We start from the raw sequence: 16812 nt of genomic DNA on the forward strand, positions 1-16812 counted from the left end.
TTTGGAATAATTTTTCAAATTTAAGCTAAATTTAATTGACAAATGATTTTTTTTTGTATATAATTTCAGCTCTTTATTTGAAATAGCGAGACTATACTTCGGGGTGTAGCGCAGTCTGGTTAGCGCACTTGGTTTGGGACCAAGGGGCCGAAGGTTCGAATCCTTTCACCCCGACCATGTGGTGAGTGTAGCTCAGTCGGTTAGAGCATCAGATTGTGGTCCTGAGGGTCGTGGGTTCGATTCCCATCACTCACCCCATTTATATGAGGAGACTGCGCTTGTAGCTCAATTGGATAGAGCGACAGACTTCGGATCTGTAGGTTGTGGGTTCGAGTCCTACCTGGCGCACCACTTTCAAATATAAGAGCTGAGTTTTCATATGCGCTCATAGCTCAGCTGGATAGAGCAACGGCCTTCTAAGCCGTAGGCCAGAGGTTCGAATCCTCTTGGGCGTACCACCTTGTTAAGTTTTTGCTTGACAAACCTTATTATTGTTGCGGATGTGGTGAAATTGGCAGACACGCCAGACTTAGGATCTGGTGCCTTACGGTGTGGAGGTTCAAGTCCTCTCGTCCGCACCATTACTACTTTTTATCACTTTTTTAAATTTACATAAATCACGAAAAAACCTTAAAATCACATTACGAAATAAATTAAGCTTTTATTTTGATATTTTTTCACTCAAAAATATACCTAAAAGAAAATACAAAATTCTAAAATGAAAAGTTATACAATGCTATAATCAGCCAAAAGCCATCACACCACTACAAGGCCAAAAAGTCAATATCTAGATATAAATTTTCAAATTTCTAAATTACCTCCAAAAATCATTTTAAATTTAGTCCAAAATCTCTTTAATATCGCTCAATGGCGATGAAATAAAAATAGGCAAAATAGCAAATTTATACTAGATTAAGCTAAATCAAATATCAAATTTAAATTAATGAAATTCGCTACGCATAAAAATATAAATATTAAAAAAAATTTATGTTTAAGGCGAGTATAATAACTAAATAATTTTAATCATATAATTAAATTAATTATATGATTAAAATTATTTTTAAATTCACTCTAAGGAGAAATTGTGAGATTTTTAGCTATTTTGCTTTTTGGTTTTTTAATTGGTGCGAGTGGTTATAATACTCATCATGGTGCGCCACATTGGGGTTATAGCGGTGATGGATCGCCAGAGCATTGGGGAGATTTGGCGGATGAATTTCGCACCTGTAAATATGGCAAAAATCAATCGCCAATTAATATAACTCAAGCTGAGAAATCTACGCTACAAAAGCCTATATTTGATTATAAAAATAGCTCAAAAGAGCTTATCAATAACGGACACACTTTACAAGTGAACTTCAATCCAGGTAGCACCCTAACATTTCAAAACAAAAAATTCGAGCTTTTACAGATGCATTTTCACACGCCATCAGAATATACTTTTGATAAAAAGCACTATCCTATGGTGGCTCATTTGGTTCATAAGGCTAGTGATGGGGAGCTTTTGGTATTGGCGATTATGTTTGATAAAGGTGGTGAAAATCCTGTGATTAAAGAGATTTGGGCGGACGCACCTACTAAGGTTGGGGAGAGTAGAAAACTAGCGAATTTAGCCTTAAACGACCTAGTCAAAAATCTTCAAAATTATGTTGAGCTAGTTGGCTCACTTACTACGCCACCATGCTCTGAGGGTGTGATTTGGCTAATAAATCGTGGCAACGCCTTTGCTTCAGATGAACAGATTAAATTTTTTACTAATATAATAGGTCAAAACAATCGCCCAACCCAAGATATCAATGGCCGAAAAATCCTAGAAGTATCTAAATAAATTTATATCCATTCTTAAATCACCACCACCCAACAACCGCTCAATTCGGGCGGCCTCCTATTACTATCAGTCGCTAACACCATCGGCTTCTTTTTTACCATTGCCAAATTCCGCCGTAGTATCCAAATTCCGCCACCCAACCCTAAAAACGCTACACAAAAAGCCAAATTTCCTATCTATTCGCACAAAATTAGATTAAAATATTGTAATTTAACTAATGAAAATATATAATACAAGCCAAAAAACGCTATCAAAATCAAATTTAAAAGGCAATCAAAATGGCAAGCAACCAACCAAAGAGAAGAGTTACATAAAGCGATATGGTCCATCGCTGATGATTTGAGAGGTTCAGTGGATGGCTGGGATTTTAAGCAGTATGTGCTAGGTATTATGTTTTATAGATATATATCAGAAAATATAGCAAATTATATAAATGAAGGGGAGAGAGAAGCGACAGGCGATACCACTTTTGATTATGCGAATTTAGAAGATAGCAAGGCTGAGTTTGAAAGGGATAATCTTGTTACAGAAAAGGGATTTTTCATTCGTCCTTCAGAGTTGTTTTGTAATGTGATTAAATCAGCTAAAAGCGATAGCGCTATATTTACAGATAGCGAGGGCAAAACGAAAAATATAAAAGATAATTTAAATGAATATTTAGAAATGATATTTAACAATATCGAAAACTCCGCCAAAGGCACGCAGAGTGAAGATGACTTTTCTGGGTTATTTGATGATATAGATGTCAATAGCAATAAGCTAGGCACCACAGTTGCTAAAAGAAATGAAAAACTTCTAAAAATATTAGATGGAATAGCTGGGATAAATCTAGATTATAAGGATAATGATATAGACGCATTTGGGGATGCTTATGAGTTTTTAATGTCTATGTATGCTTCAAATGCTGGTAAATCAGGTGGAGAGTTTTACACACCACAAGAGGTTAGCGAGCTACTGACCAAACTCGCTATTTTAGATAAAAAAGAGGTTAATAAGGTTTATGACCCAGCTTGTGGAAGTGGGTCATTGCTTTTGAAATCTGCGAAAATTTTAGGCAAAGAAAATGTAAGAAATGGCTTTTATGGTCAAGAGATAAATTTAACCACCTATAACCTTTGTAGGATTAATATGTTTTTACACGATATTGGTTATGATAAATTTAACATAGCTTGCGAAGATACTTTGACCATGCCTAAACACTGGGATGATGAGCCATTTGAGGTGATAGTATCTAATCCACCATACTCGATCAAATGGGCTGGAGATGATAATGCCATTTTGATAAATGATGAGCGCTACTCTCCGGCTGGAGTTTTAGCACCCAAGTCAAAAGCGGATTTTGCCTTTATAATGCACTCATTATCTTGGCTAGCACCTAATGGCACAGCTTCTATAGTATGCTTTCCTGGGATATTATATCGAGGCGGAGCAGAACAAAAGATTAGAAGATATCTAATCGATAATAATTTTATTGATTCGATTATCCAACTACCCGATAATCTCTTTTTTGGGACAAGTATAGCAACTTGTATAATGGTATTAAAAAAGGGCAAAAAAGATAATAGCACACTCTTTATCAACGCTTCTAAAGAGTGCGTCAAAATAACTAATAACAATAGATTAACTGATAAAAATATAGATAATATAGTTAAAATATTTAAAGATAGAAAAGATATCAACCACATTGCCAAATTAATCCCAAACAAAGAGATATCAGAGAATAACTACAACCTATCAGTATCAACCTATGTAGAACAAGAAGACACAAGAGAAAAAATAGATATAGTAAAGCTAAATAATGAAATAGCCCAAATAGTAGCTAGAGAGAACGAGCTTCGCAATGAAATAGATAAAATCATTTTAGAAATCGAGGCGTAATCTATGAGTAAATTAGAAGAATTAATCAATAAATTATGCCCAAATGGGGTGGAATTTAAAACTATTGGAGAGTTGTTTGATGTAAGAAATGGTTATACTCCTTCTAAAAATAATGATGAATATTGGGAAAACGGAGATATATCTTGGTATAGAATGGAAGACATTAGAGCAAATGGGAAAATTTTAAATGATTCAATACAGCATATTACTAAAAAAGCAGTAAAAAATAAGTTATTCCCTAAAAATTCTTTAATGGTTGCAACGACTGCAACTATTGGTATTCACGCATTAATTAAAAACGACTTTGTTTGTAATCAGCAATTAACTTGTGTATCAATAAAAGAAAAAAACAAAGAAAAATTAAATATAAAATTTTGCTTTTATTATTTTGATATTATAGATGAAGAATGTGTAAGAATTGCTAATCAGGGTGGAGGAATGCCAATAGTTAGTTTAGAAAAAATGAAAAAATTAAGATTTCCTGTGCCTCCGTTGGAAGTGCAATGTGAAATTGTCCGTATATTGGATAATTTCACATTGCTTTCAGCAGAGCTTTCAGCTAGGCAAAAGCAATATGAGTATTATTCAAAAGAATTATTCAATTTTAATGATGATGTTGAATTTATTAGTTTAGAATCAATTGCAGATATAGGTACGGGTAGTAGTAATACAAATGAAGCAGTTGAAGATGGACAATATCCGTTTTATGTTCGTTCTCAACAAGTGTATTATAAAAATAATTATGAGTACGATGATAATTCTATAATAACATCAGGTGATGGAGTAGGAGTTGGAAAAATATTTCATTACACTGATGGAAAATATGCATTACATCAAAGAGCATACAGAATTAATATAACAAACAATAAAGTAAATTCAAAATATTTTTATTATTATATGAAGTCAACATTTTATGATTATATACAAAAAAATGCTTTTAATTCTTCTGTAACATCTATTAGGAGACCTATGTTAAATAAGTATCCAGTACCTATACTATCATTAGAAAAACAAAATAAGATAGTAAATATTTTAGAAAAATTTGAAAAATTATGTAACGATATTTCTGAAGGTCTTCCAGCTGAAATAGAAGCAAGAAAAAGCAATATGAGTATTATAGAGATAAATTACTAACCTTTAAGGAATTAAAAGCTAATTAACAATAACAATAAAGGATGATTTTGGAAGAAAATAGCATTATAATCTATACGCCAGAAGATGGTAGCGCTGAAATAGATGTTAGATTAATTGATGAAACAGTATGGCTTAATCAAGAGCAATTAGTTAAGCTGTATGATAGTAGCAAATCTAATGTTTCAGAACACATTAAAAATATTTTTAGTGATGGCGAACTTGAAGAAAATTTAGTTGTTCGGTTTTTCCGAACAACTGCAAACGATGGTAAAAATTATAATGTAAAATATTATAATTTAGATATGATAATTTCACTTGGATATAGGATAAAATCCAAAGTAGCAACTAATTTTAGAAGATGGGCGACTCAAAAGTTAAAAGAGTATTTGATAAAAGGTTTTACTATAGATGATGAAAGACTAAAAGGAAATGGCGGTGGGAGTTATTGGAAAGAATTATTAGATAGAATTCGAGATATTCGTTCTTCTGAAAAAGTGCTTTATAGACAAGTTTTGGATCTTTATGCGACTAGTGTTGATTATGATCCAAAAAGCGAAGAATCAATCGAATTTTTTAAAATAGTACAAAACAAGCTACATTATGCTACACATGGTCATACCGCAGCTGAGATTATTTATCAAAGAGCTGATGCCAAAAAAGAATTTATGGGATTAAAAAATTTTAAAGGCAAATTTCCTGTGTGGAGTGATGTGAAAATAGCCAAAAATTACTTAGATGAAAATGAATTAAAAATTTTAAATAATCTAGTTTCAGGTTATTTTGATTTAGCAGAAATCAATGCTTTTGAACATAAACCAATGTATATGAGTGATTATATTTCAATGTTAGACTCTGTGCTTACATCTGGAAACAGACAAATATTAACTGGTGCGGGAAATATAAGCCACGAACAAGCTTTAAAAAAAGCTAAAAACGAATATTTGAAATACCAAAATAACGAACTATCCCCAGTTGAAGAAGAGTATATAAAAAGTTTAAAAAAAGCCGAAAAAGAAGCTAAAAATCAAATAAGAAAAATGGGAAAATAATATGAATCAATACAATATAGTTATGGAAATGACAAATGCTACTGTGGTGGCTGAGTATGAACCATTAAAGAAAAAATCTGATAGTTATCAAAGCGAAGCAGCCTTAGAAAATGAATTTATAAAAATGCTTAGTGAGCAAGGCTATGAATATCTAAAAATCAATGATTCAAAGGCACTTATTAGTAACCTTAGAGCTCAATTAGAGATATTAAATGATTATAAATTTAGTGATAATGAATGGGATAGATTTTATAAAAATAGTATCGCTAATAACAATGATGGAATAGTCCAAAAAACCAAAAAAATCCAAGAAGATCATATCCAAGTATTAAAAAAAGATGATGGAACGAGTAGAAATATCTATCTAATTGATAAGAAAAATATCCATAATAATATATTACAAGTTATTAACCAATATGTAGAAAAGGGCGGAAACTATGAAAATCGCTATGATGTGTCGGTTTTGGTCAATGGATTGCCTTTGATTCATATAGAGTTAAAAAGACGGGGAGTAGCCTTAAAAGAGGCATTTAATCAGATCAATAGATATCAAAGAGATAGCTTCTGGGCTGGTAGTGGGCTATATGAGTATATACAAATATTTGTAATTTCAAATGGCACAAATACAAAATACTATTCTAACACCACAAGAGAGAGCCATATAAAAGAAAACACCCAAACACAAACAAAAAGCAAGAAAACAAGCAATAGCTTTGAATTTACTTCATACTGGGCTGATGCGAGTAATAAAACAATACCCGATTTAGTGGATTTTACTAAGACATTTTTTTCAAAGCATACAATACTAAATATATTAACCAAATATTGCGTATTTACGGCTGAAGAGTTATTGCTGGTGATGCGTCCATATCAAATAGCCGCCACTGAAAGGATACTAAATAAAATTCAAATAAGCACAAATTATAAAAAAATGGGAACGATAGAATCTGGTGGCTACATATGGCATACCACAGGCTCTGGCAAGACCTTAACATCATTTAAGACCGCTCAACTCGCAAGCAAATTAGACTATATAGATAAGGTGCTATTTGTCGTTGATAGAAAAGATTTGGATTATCAGACGATGCGAGAGTATGATAGGTTTGAAAAGGGTGCGGCAAATGGCAATAGAAATACCAAAATACTACAAAAACAGATTGAAGATGATAACGCTAAAATCATAGTTACAACTATCCAAAAGTTAAGCGAATTTGTCAAAAGAAACCCCAAACATCCGGCGTTTCAAAAGCATTTGGTTTTGATATTTGATGAGTGCCATAGATCGCAGTTTGGTGGTATGCATATATCGATAGCTAAGAGCTTTAAGAATTATCATCTATTTGGATTTACAGGGACGCCGATTTTTGCTAAAAATGCTACTAATAAATCAAATCCTAATTTTTGTACCACTGAGCAAGCCTTTGGGGATAAGCTACATACTTATACTATTGTGGATGCTATAAATGATGGGAATGTCTTGCCATTTAGAATTGATTATGTAAATACAATTAAGAAAAAAGATGAAATAAAAGACAAAGAAGTCGCAAGGATCGATGAGGCAGGGGCATTGGCAGATGACAAGAGGGTTAAAAAAATAGTTGAATATATAATAGAACATTTTGACCAAAAGACAAAAAGAAGCTCATATTATGATTTAAAAGGTCAAAGAATGAGTGGATTTAACTCGATGTTTGCGGTCGCTTCGATTGATATGGCTAAAAAATATTATTTGGAATTTAAAAAGCAGTTAGAAGAAAAGCAAAAAGATTTAACCATCGCTACGATATTCTCTTTTGCGGCGAATGAAGAAGACAGGGTCGATGGGATAATAGATGATGAGGGATTTGAGACGGAGCTACTAGATAAAAGCTCAAGAGAGTTTTTGGATTTTGCTATAAGCGAATACAATAAAAAATTTAAAACGAATTTCTCATCTGAAGGCAATGGATTTCAAGACTATTATAAGGATCTATCCGATAAGGTCAAGAAAAGAGAAGTTGATTTATTAATCGTTGTTAATATGTTTTTAACAGGATTTGACGCTACTACGCTAAATACATTATGGGTGGATAAAAACCTAAAACAACATGGATTGATACAAGCATTTTCAAGAACAAATAGAATATTAAATTCTGTAAAATCCTATGGAAATATCGTATGTTTTAGAGATTTACAGGAAGAGACAAATGACGCTATAGCCCTATTTGGCGATAAAAATGCGAGCGGGATAGTGCTGCTAAGATCTTTTGAAGATTACTATTATGGATATGATGATGACAAAAAGCATATTATGGGCTATGAAGAAAAAATATCCCAGCTTATCCAAAAGTATCCACCAGACGAGCAAATCATAGGAGAATCAGCCAAAAGGGATTTTATAATCTCCTTTGGTAGCATTCTAAGACTAAGAAATATCCTATCATCATTTGACAAATTCAAAGGTATGGAGATACTAAGCGAAGGGGATTTTCAAAATTACCTTGGCAAATATGAAGATCTCAATGAGGAGTTTAAATCAAAATCAGAAGATAGCGAAAGCATAAAAGATGATTTGGTATTTGAGATGGAGCTTGTAAGGCAATTAGAGGTAAATATAGATTATATTTTGATGCTAGTTACAAAATACCATAAATCAAATTGCAAAGACCAAGAGATACGAAGCTCAATCGATAAAGCAATTAGAGCAAGCTTGTCACTAAGATCCAAAAAAGATCTAATAGATGGATTTATCAATAAAATTAACGCCGATACAGATGTAATGACAGATTGGGCGAAATTTGTCAAAGAACAAAAGGAGAGCGATCTAAAAGATTTAATAAAAGAAGAAAATTTAAAAGAGAGCGAGACGAGAAATTTTATAGACCACTCTTTTAGAGATGGTCAAGTCAAAACAATAGGAACAGATATAGAAAAAATACTACCACCTATGGGTAGATTTAACGGCGGCAATAGAAATGAAAGAAAACAAGCCATAATCGAAAAATTATTGAAATTCTTTGATAAATATTTTGGATTGGGCGTATAAAAGTGGCTTTTAAAGGGATATTGGTCTAAGGCGAAAAATCGTGAAATTTATACTTTTTGGCGTGGTTTGGCTATTTTATAGGTAAAATTTGGATTTTGTATTAAAAATCTTAATTTATTAATAATTTTTGGTTATAATGAATCATACTTCAATTTTAAAGGAAAATTATGAAAAAATTTGGTTTTGTAGCATCTGCTTTGATGCTTGCTAGCTCTAGTTTATTAGCGGCTAATATGACAATTTTTGATCCTAAAAGCGTAGAACATGTCGAGATCAAAGTTGATTTACTAGGACAAGACAAAAACACTCCAGTAGGTAGCGTAATAGCGGTTAAAACAAATTACGGCGTGGCGTTTTTCCCTGATCTTAAAGGCTTAGAGCCAGGCTTACACGGATTTCATGTCCATGCAAATCCTGATTGCGGCGCAACAGATAAAGGCTTAGGTATGAAAGCCGGCGGCCACTGGGATCCAACAAATAGCGGTAATCACTCTTTACCTTGGGATGACAAAGGCCACAAAGGCGACCTACCAGCACTATATGTAGCAGCTGATGGCACAGCGACAAATCCTGTTTTATCTCCTAAAATCAAAGATTTAAGCGAGTTAAAAGGCCACTCTTTGATGGTTCATATCGGTGGTGACAATCACAGCGACCATCCAAAAGCACTTGGCGGCGGCGGCGCTAGAATGGCGTGTGGTGTTATCAAATAAGCCTTTAAGCCCTTTTTAGGGCTTAAAACTCTACGTGGACAAAGATCTTTGCTGCTATCTAAAAGAAAAAACATTATAATAGGAGATCAATGTCTTTTCTCGCATACGATTTGGTTTAGAAATGCGGATCCACATTTAATATACGACAATATTACCAATAAACGTATCAATCCTACTCAAAGCATTTATATAGGAGATCATGTATGGGTTGGACAAGAAGTAGCATTTCTCAAAAAATCATTCGTTGCTTCTGGAAGCATTATTGGCACAAAAAGTGTAGTTACAAAACTTTGTTATTCTAATACTATTAATACTGGCAATCCAATTAAACAGGTAAAAGAAAATATCTCTTGGAGAGGAGAGTGTGTGCATAATTGGGATTTAGAAGAAACAAATAAATATAACTATATTCCAAACAATGATTTCAAATACACCTACAACCAAAATGAATTCCTATCTCCTAAAGCAATTGAAGAAAAACTAGACTCTTTAAACACAGCACAAGAAAAATTAGAATTTGTATATAATGCAATATATTGCAATAAAAATAAAAATCGCTTTGCATATTTTAAAGATATGCCTTATGATATTCCTTTACCTAAATATGAAAATAAATTTAAATCTTTAAAATTTGAAGAGATAAAACCAACACCAGTTGCGCCTGTAGAACCACCAAAACCTACACCACAACCAACCACACAAGAACTAGAGATTAAATCCCTTAAAGATAAACTATCCCAAAAAGAAAAAGATATTAGTAGCTTAGAAATAAACTACCAAAAAGCCCTAAACACGAAAAACCATCTAAGCTACAAACTAGGAGAGGCTTTAATAAAGGCTAATAAAAACTGGTATAAAGGTGGTTATGTTAAATTTATATTTGAAGTTATGAGGATTAAAAAGGAGCATAGAAATAGAGGGCAAATTTAGAAAATAGTTTATATTGCTCTTAAAATATAATGTAAATTTATTAAATTCAAGAGACACAATTTTTTACTATATAATTATAGTAAGTAAGTACTAGTAGTATCCCAAGCAAAGAGTCTCAGTGATTTTAATTCTCTTTTCAAATGGCGTAGGTGAAAAATATTTACACTTTTCGATATAAATATGGGCTGAATATGGAAGATCAAGATCATCATAGAGTTTTTTTAGATTAACGAATTTAAATTTATCAACCATTTTGATCTCGAGCATGCTATGAAGAGCTGAGTTATTAGAAGCTACTAAATGCGAGTTAGATATACCTGTAAATGAGCAAAATGCGCTTGCTAGCACAAACCCATCTAAATTAGAGCAATAATTTATTGCATATTGATATTTCTGCGGGATCGATTTTTTGTGCAAAAAGAGCGTTCTAGAGTCTTGATAACTTGCTGCAACAATACCTTTCCAGAATTTATACGCACCATTTGAAAGTTTACATGCGTTTGCAAATTCGCAATTTAATACATAATTATCTAAAAAAGTATTTGATGGCAAGGTAAATTTAATCATATTTTCTCCAAAATTTTATTAATTTTACTAAATTTTTAACCAAATTTGCAAATTTTTTTAAATTTTTTAGAATTTTCCCTAATATTTAATCTTATTTTAAGCATATCTCTTATATAATTCCAGCTCACGAATTGAGAAACACCTTAACCTTCTGAAAAGCTTGGTTAAATCATTTCTCTATCGTTTTTGTTTTTTTAATTTTTATAATGTTAAACTATCTTTTATAGTCAATCTTTGAAATCTAAACAAGTGATCGATTGAGCCAGAATCTTATTATATTATAATAGATTCAATACTTATATAACAGATATAAAGTTTTTAGATTAAAACTTCATAATACTTAAGTAGTTTATCTACTTTAATTTTTTATGGAGAGTTTGATCCTGGCTCAGAGTGAACGCTGGCGGCGTGCCTAATACATGCAAGTCGAACGGACAAGTAAGAGCTTGCTCTTATGAGTTAGTGGCGCACGGGTGAGTAATGTATAGTTAATCTGCCCTATGCTGGAGGACAACAGTTAGAAATGACTGCTAATACTCCATACTCCTTCTTAACATAAGTTAAGTTGGGAAAGTTTTTTCGGCATAGGATGAGACTATATTGTATCAGCTAGTTGGTGAGGTAATGGCTCACCAAGGCTATGACGCATAACTGGTCTGAGAGGATGATCAGTCACACTGGAACTGAGACACGGTCCAGACTCCTACGGGAGGCAGCAGTAGGGAATATTGCTCAATGGGGGAAACCCTGAAGCAGCAACGCCGCGTGGAGGATGACACTTTTCGGAGCGTAAACTCCTTTTCTTAGGGAAGAAATTTGACGGTACCTAAGGAATAAGCACCGGCTAACTCCGTGCCAGCAGCCGCGGTAATACGGAGGGTGCAAGCGTTACTCGGAATCACTGGGCGTAAAGGACGCGTAGGCGGATTATCAAGTCTTTTGTGAAATCTAATGGCTTAACCATTAAACTGCTTGAGAAACTGATAATCTAGAGTGAGGGAGAGGCAGATGGAATTGGTGGTGTAGGGGTAAAATCCGTAGAGATCACCAAGAATACCCATTGCGAAGGCGATCTGCTAGAACTCAACTGACGCTAATGCGTGAAAGCGTGGGGAGCAAACAGGATTAGATACCCTGGTAGTCCACGCCCTAAACGATGTATACTAGTTGTTGCTCTGCTAGTCAGGGCAGTAATGCACCTAACGGATTAAGTATACCGCCTGGGGAGTACGGTCGCAAGATTAAAACTCAAAGGAATAGACGGGGACCCGCACAAGCGGTGGAGCATGTGGTTTAATTCGATGATACGCGAAGAACCTTACCTGGGCTTGATATCCTAAGAACCTCTTAGAGATAAGAGGGTGCTAGCTTGCTAGAACTTAGAGACAGGTGCTGCACGGCTGTCGTCAGCTCGTGTCGTGAGATGTTCGGTTAAGTCCGGCAACGAGCGCAACCCACGTATTTAGTTGCTAACAGTTTGGCTGAGCACTCTAAATATACTGCCTTCGTAAGGAGGAGGAAGGTGTGGACGACGTCAAGTCATCATGGCCCTTATGCCCAGGGCGACACACGTGCTACAATGGCATATACAATGAGACGCAATATCGTGAGATGGAGCAAATCTATAAAATATGTCCCAGTTCGGATTGTTCTCTGCAACTCGAGAGCATGAAGCCGGAATCGCTAGTAATCGTAGATCAGCCATGCTACGGTGAATACGTTCCCGGGTCTTGTACTCACCGCCCGTCACACCATGGGAGTTGATTTCACTCGAAGTCGGAATGCTAAACTAGCTACCGCCCACAGTGGAATCAGCGACTGGGGTGAAGTCGTAACAAGGTAACCGTAGGAGAACCTGCGGTTGGATCACCTCCTTTCTAGAGTACAAAGTGATAATCTCACAATTATCACTTCAATATATCTCAATCACACTTGTTTAGGTTTGAGAGATTGACAAGGGGAATTAGCTCAGCTGGGAGAGCGCCTGCTTTGCACGCAGGAGGTCAGCGGTTCGATCCCGCTATTCTCCACCATAGTTTAAATTTAAAAGATAGCAATAATATAAAATTTATTATCAAAGTCTAATCAGAGAGTTTAGCTTAAACTTTCTGATTAGACTTTAGTCTAAAGTTACTTAAATTACCATTGTTAAAAGTCACAATCAAGTTTTAATATTTAAAACAATTTTACAGGACTTGTTAGAGCTTTGAATTTAGTTTAATTTCAAATATTCTATATCAAACACTGTTATCCCAATAATATAAAAGATATAGTTTATAAATATTAACTTCACAATCTATTAAGCTTTAAAACTTACTTAATAGTAGTTAATACTTTCCGTCTTATTAAATTTAAATTCAAATACTATAAATCTAAACAGATTAACAAGAATTAAGTAATTAATTCTTAAATAATTAAATAGTTTATTTTTATATTTATATTTATCTATTTAATTTATATCTACTAGACTTTATCTTTAACAAGGAAGTGATGCGAATTAGAATATCAATAATCTAATTAAAAAAAGGTAAGCTACTAAGGGCAAATGGTGGATGCCTTGGCTAGTAGAGGCGATGAAAGACGTGCCAGGCTGCGATAAGTCTCGGGGAGCCGTCAAGGGGCTTTGATCCGGGAATTTCTGAATGGGGCAACCCAGTATATAGTGATATGTACTACCGCAATGCGGAGCGAACGTTGGGAATTGAAACATCTTAGTACCAATAGGAAAAGAAATCAAACGAGATTACGCTAGTAGCGGCGAGCGAAAGCGTAAGAGGGCAAACCACTAGCTTGCTAGTGGGGTTGTAGGACTGCAATATAGACTTAAACAATCTAATAGAATAAGTTGGAAAACTTAAGCATAGAGGGTGATACTCCCGTATATGAAAGTGCGTTTATACTTAGCAGTATCCTGAGTAGGGCGGGACACGTGTAATCCTGTCTGAAGCTGGGTAGACCACTATCCAACCCTAAATACTACTACTAGACCGATAGTGCACAAGTACCGTGAGGGAAAGGTGAAAAGAACTGAGGTGATCAGAGTGAAATAGAACCTGAAACCATTTGCTTACAATCATTCAGAGCCCTATGATTTATCAGGGTGATGGACTGCCTTTTGCATAATGAGCCTGCGAGTTGTGGTGTCTGGCGAGGTTAAGGAAACCCGGAGCCGTAGCGAAAGCGAGTCTTAATAGGGCGTATAGTCAGATGCTGCAGACCCGAAACGATGTGATCTATCCATGAGCAGGTTGAAACTGGTGTAAGAGCCAGTGGAGGACCGAACAGACGGCCGTTGAAAAGGCTCCTGATGACTTGTGGATAGGGGTGAAAGGCCAATCAAACATCGTGATAGCTGGTTCTCTCCGAAATATATTTAGGTATAGCGTTGTGTAGTAACTTTGTGAGGTAGAGCACTGAATGGGCTAGGGCATACACCAATGTACCAAACCCTATCAAACTCCGAATGCGCAAAGTGTAATCACAGCAGTCAGGCGGCGAGTGATAAAATCCGTCGTCGAGAGGGGAACAACCCAGACTAACAGCTAAGGTCCCTAAATCTCATTTAAGTGGAAAACGATGTGGAGTTACTGAAACAACCAGGAGGTTGGCTTAGAAGCAGCCATCCTTTAAAGAAAGCGTAATAGCTCACTGGTCTAGTGATTCTGCGCGGAAAATATAACGGGGCTAAAATGAGTACCGAAGCTTTAGACTTGCACTTAATTCTAATTATAAATTTGGCTATGAGCTTTTAAGTTATATTTCTTATAATTTAATTGCACTCATATAAATTAAATTATGAGAAAATAGTTTAGCTAAAATAATTAGAAGTAGTTAGAATTAAGTGCAAGTGGTAGGAGAGCGTTCTATTCAGCGTTGAAGGTATACCGGTAAGGAGTGCTGGAGCGGATAGAAGTGAGCATGCAGGCATGAGTAGCGATAAAAGGGGTGAGAATCCCTTTCGCCGTAAACCCAAGGTTTCCTACGCGATGCTCGTCATCGTAGGGTTAGTCGGGTCCTAAGCAAAGTCCGAAAGGGGTATGCGATGGAAAATTGGTTAATATTCCAATACCAATTATTATGTGCGATGGAAGGACGCTTAAAGTTAGTGGAGCTAGCGGATGGAAGTGCTAGTCTAAGGGTGTAGGTTGAGTTATAGGCAAATCCGTAACTCTCTATCCGAGACCTCAAAGGCTCTTGACGCTCTTCGGAGTAGATGGAGAATCCATGATACTATCGAGCCAAGAAAAGTTTCTAAGTTTAGTAATAATTGCCCGTACCGTAAACCGACACAGGTGGGTGGGATGAGTATTCTAAGGCGCGTGGAAGAACTCTCTTTAAGGAACTCTGCAAAATAGCACCGTATCTTCGGTATAAGGTGTGCCTAACTTTGTATTAAGATTTACTCCCAAAGCAAAGAAGGTTACAACAAAGAGTCCCTCCCGACTGTTTACCATAAACACAGCACTCTGCTAACTCGTAAGAGGATGTATAGGGTGTGACGCCTGCCCGGTGCTCGAAGGTTAATTGATGGGGTTAGCATTAGCGAAGCTCTTGATCGAAGCCCGAGTAAACGGCGGCCGTAACTATAACGGTCCTAAGGTAGCGAAATTCCTTGTCGGTTAAATACCGACCTGCATGAATGGCGTAACGAGATGGGAGCTGTCTCAAAGAGGGATCCAGTGAAATTGTAGTGGAGGTGAAAATTCCTCCTACCCGCGGCAAGACGGAAAGACCCCGTGGACCTTTACTACAGCTTGACACTGCTATTTGGATAAAGATGCGCAGGATAGGTGGGAGGCTTTGATCCATAGACTCTGGTTTATGGTGAGCCATTGTTGAGATACCACTCTTCTTTATTTGGGTAGCTAACTAGCCTAAGTTATCCTTAGGTAGGACAATGTCTGGTGGGTAGTTTGACTGGGGCGGTCGCCTCCCAAAGTGTAACGGAGGCTTACAAAGGTTGGCTCAGAACGGTTGGAAATCGTTCGTAGAGTATAAAGGCATAAGCCAGCTTAACTGCGAGACGTACATGTCAAGCAGAGACGAAAGTCGGTCTTAGTGATCCGGTGGTTCTGTGTGGAAGGGCCATCGCTCAAAGGATAAAAGGTACCCCGGGGATAACAGGCTGATCTCCCCCAAGAGCTCACATCGACGGGGAGGTTTGGCACCTCGATGTCGGCTCATCGCATCCTGGGGCTGGAGCAGGTCCCAAGGGTATGGCTGTTCGCCATTTAAAGCGGTACGCGAGCTGGGTTCAGAACGTCGTGAGACAGTTCGGTCCCTATCTGCCGTGGGCGTAAGAAGATTGAGGAGAGTTGACTCTAGTACGAGAGGACCGAGTCGAACTGGCCACTGGTGTATCAGTTGTTCTGCCAAGAGCATCGCTGAGTAGCTAAGCCGGGATGTGATAAGAGCTGAAAGCATCTAAGCTCGAAGCCAACTCCAAGATGAATCTTCTTTTAAGAGCTCTAGTAGACTACTAGTTTGATAGGCTGGGTGTGTAATGGATGAGAGTCCTTTAGCTGACCAGTACTAATAGCTCGTTTGCTTATCTTATAAGCATCACTTCCTTGTTAAGGATAAATATAATCCTTTTAGGTTTTTTAAAATATTTTTAGATATTAAACTTAGTGATTTTTAGCTTTAATACTCTAAGCAGTGTTAAATAAGATATTATCTTTATTGATA

The 16812-nt window shown here is 35.9% G+C and carries 9 protein-coding genes, 6 tRNA genes and 2 rRNA genes; 16 read left to right on the forward strand and 1 reads right to left on the reverse strand.

The genetic code is table 11. The features are described 5' to 3' along the window. The first annotated feature begins 99 nt into the window (after positions 1-99). The 13 genes from CIGN_RS00365 (at position 100) to CIGN_RS08270 (ending at position 10557) form a co-directional block, all read left to right on the forward strand. Positions 100-177, forward strand: a tRNA-Pro gene (locus CIGN_RS00365). Between the two features lie 4 nt (positions 178-181). Next, a tRNA-His gene (locus CIGN_RS00370) sits at positions 182-258 on the forward strand. 16 nt (positions 259-274) lie between these two features. After that, positions 275-351, forward strand: a tRNA-Arg gene (locus CIGN_RS00375). A gap of 30 nt (positions 352-381) precedes the next feature. After that, positions 382-458 (forward strand) — tRNA-Arg (locus tag CIGN_RS00380). Between the two features lie 38 nt (positions 459-496). Continuing rightward, positions 497-581: transfer RNA gene (locus CIGN_RS00385), tRNA-Leu, on the forward strand. A 503-nt stretch (positions 582-1084) separates the two neighbouring features. Beyond that, entirely contained in the window at positions 1085-1828 is a 744-nt protein-coding gene (locus CIGN_RS00390) for a carbonic anhydrase (protein ID WP_181892504.1), read from the forward strand. Between the two features lie 217 nt (positions 1829-2045). After that, on the forward strand, positions 2046-2171 hold the full coding sequence (locus tag CIGN_RS08385; protein WP_257789252.1) for a hypothetical protein: 126 nt from the start codon (positions 2046-2048) through the stop codon (positions 2169-2171). After that, positions 2147-3706, forward strand: a complete 1560-nt coding sequence (locus CIGN_RS00395) for a type I restriction-modification system subunit M (RefSeq protein WP_491844263.1) — start codon at positions 2147-2149, stop codon at positions 3704-3706. Before CIGN_RS08385 ends, CIGN_RS00395 begins: the two co-directional genes overlap by 25 nt. A 3-nt stretch (positions 3707-3709) precedes the next feature. Then, complete coding sequence (locus CIGN_RS00400; protein WP_202819623.1) at positions 3710-4840, forward strand: restriction endonuclease subunit S; 1131 nt, start codon at positions 3710-3712, stop codon at positions 4838-4840. Between the two features lie 47 nt (positions 4841-4887). Further along, positions 4888-5889, forward strand: a complete 1002-nt coding sequence (locus CIGN_RS00405; protein WP_236844760.1) for a virulence RhuM family protein — start codon at positions 4888-4890, stop codon at positions 5887-5889. 1 nt (position 5890) lies between these two features. After that, positions 5891-8914: a type I restriction endonuclease subunit R gene (locus CIGN_RS00410; RefSeq protein ID WP_086301922.1), complete on the forward strand. Its 3024-nt coding sequence runs from the start codon at positions 5891-5893 to the stop codon at positions 8912-8914. Between the two features lie 167 nt (positions 8915-9081). Further along, on the forward strand, positions 9082-9627 hold the full coding sequence (locus CIGN_RS00415) for a superoxide dismutase family protein (RefSeq protein WP_086301923.1): 546 nt from the start codon (positions 9082-9084) through the stop codon (positions 9625-9627). A gap of 366 nt (positions 9628-9993) precedes the next feature. Beyond that, positions 9994-10557, forward strand: a complete 564-nt coding sequence (locus tag CIGN_RS08270; protein WP_143297676.1) for a DUF8374 domain-containing protein — start codon at positions 9994-9996, stop codon at positions 10555-10557. Between the two features lie 90 nt (positions 10558-10647). Here CIGN_RS08270 and cheQ read toward each other — a convergent pair whose 3' ends face one another. Next, on the reverse strand, positions 10648-11124 hold the full coding sequence (cheQ, locus tag CIGN_RS00425) for a cheVAW transcriptional regulator CheQ (RefSeq protein ID WP_086234849.1): 477 nt from the start codon (positions 11122-11124) through the stop codon (positions 10648-10650). A gap of 365 nt (positions 11125-11489) precedes the next feature. On the opposite strand from cheQ, the gene CIGN_RS00430 reads away from it, so the two are divergent. The 3 genes from CIGN_RS00430 to CIGN_RS00440 all read left to right on the forward strand — a co-directional run bounded on the left by CIGN_RS00430 (position 11490) and on the right by CIGN_RS00440 (position 16680). Continuing rightward, a 16S ribosomal RNA gene (locus CIGN_RS00430) occupies positions 11490-13001 on the forward strand. Positions 13002-13081: 80 nt separating this feature from the next. Beyond that, positions 13082-13157 (forward strand) — tRNA-Ala (locus CIGN_RS00435). Between the two features lie 492 nt (positions 13158-13649). Continuing rightward, positions 13650-16680 (forward strand): 23S ribosomal RNA (locus tag CIGN_RS00440). The 16S and 23S rRNA genes sit together here with 1 tRNA gene alongside, the layout of an rRNA operon. Positions 16681-16812 lie beyond the last annotated feature (132 nt).

Origin of the sequence: Campylobacter devanensis, assembly GCF_002139915.1 — a bacterium.
Taxonomy (GTDB): Bacteria; Campylobacterota; Campylobacteria; order Campylobacterales; family Campylobacteraceae; genus Campylobacter; species Campylobacter devanensis.

Excerpts from the sequence above, each read along its gene's own strand:
- CIGN_RS08385 (WP_257789252.1), top strand. The coding sequence starts at position 2,046 with ATGAAAATATATAATACAAGCCAAAAAACGCTATCAAAATCAAATTTA.
- CIGN_RS00400 (WP_202819623.1), top strand. The coding sequence starts at position 3,710 with ATGAGTAAATTAGAAGAATTAATCAATAAATTATGCCCAAATGGGGTG.
- CIGN_RS00410 (WP_086301922.1), top strand. The coding sequence starts at position 5,891 with ATGAATCAATACAATATAGTTATGGAAATGACAAATGCTACTGTGGTG.
- CIGN_RS00415 (WP_086301923.1), top strand. The coding sequence starts at position 9,082 with ATGAAAAAATTTGGTTTTGTAGCATCTGCTTTGATGCTTGCTAGCTCT.
- cheQ (WP_086234849.1), bottom strand. The coding sequence starts at position 11,124 with ATGATTAAATTTACCTTGCCATCAAATACTTTTTTAGATAATTATGTA.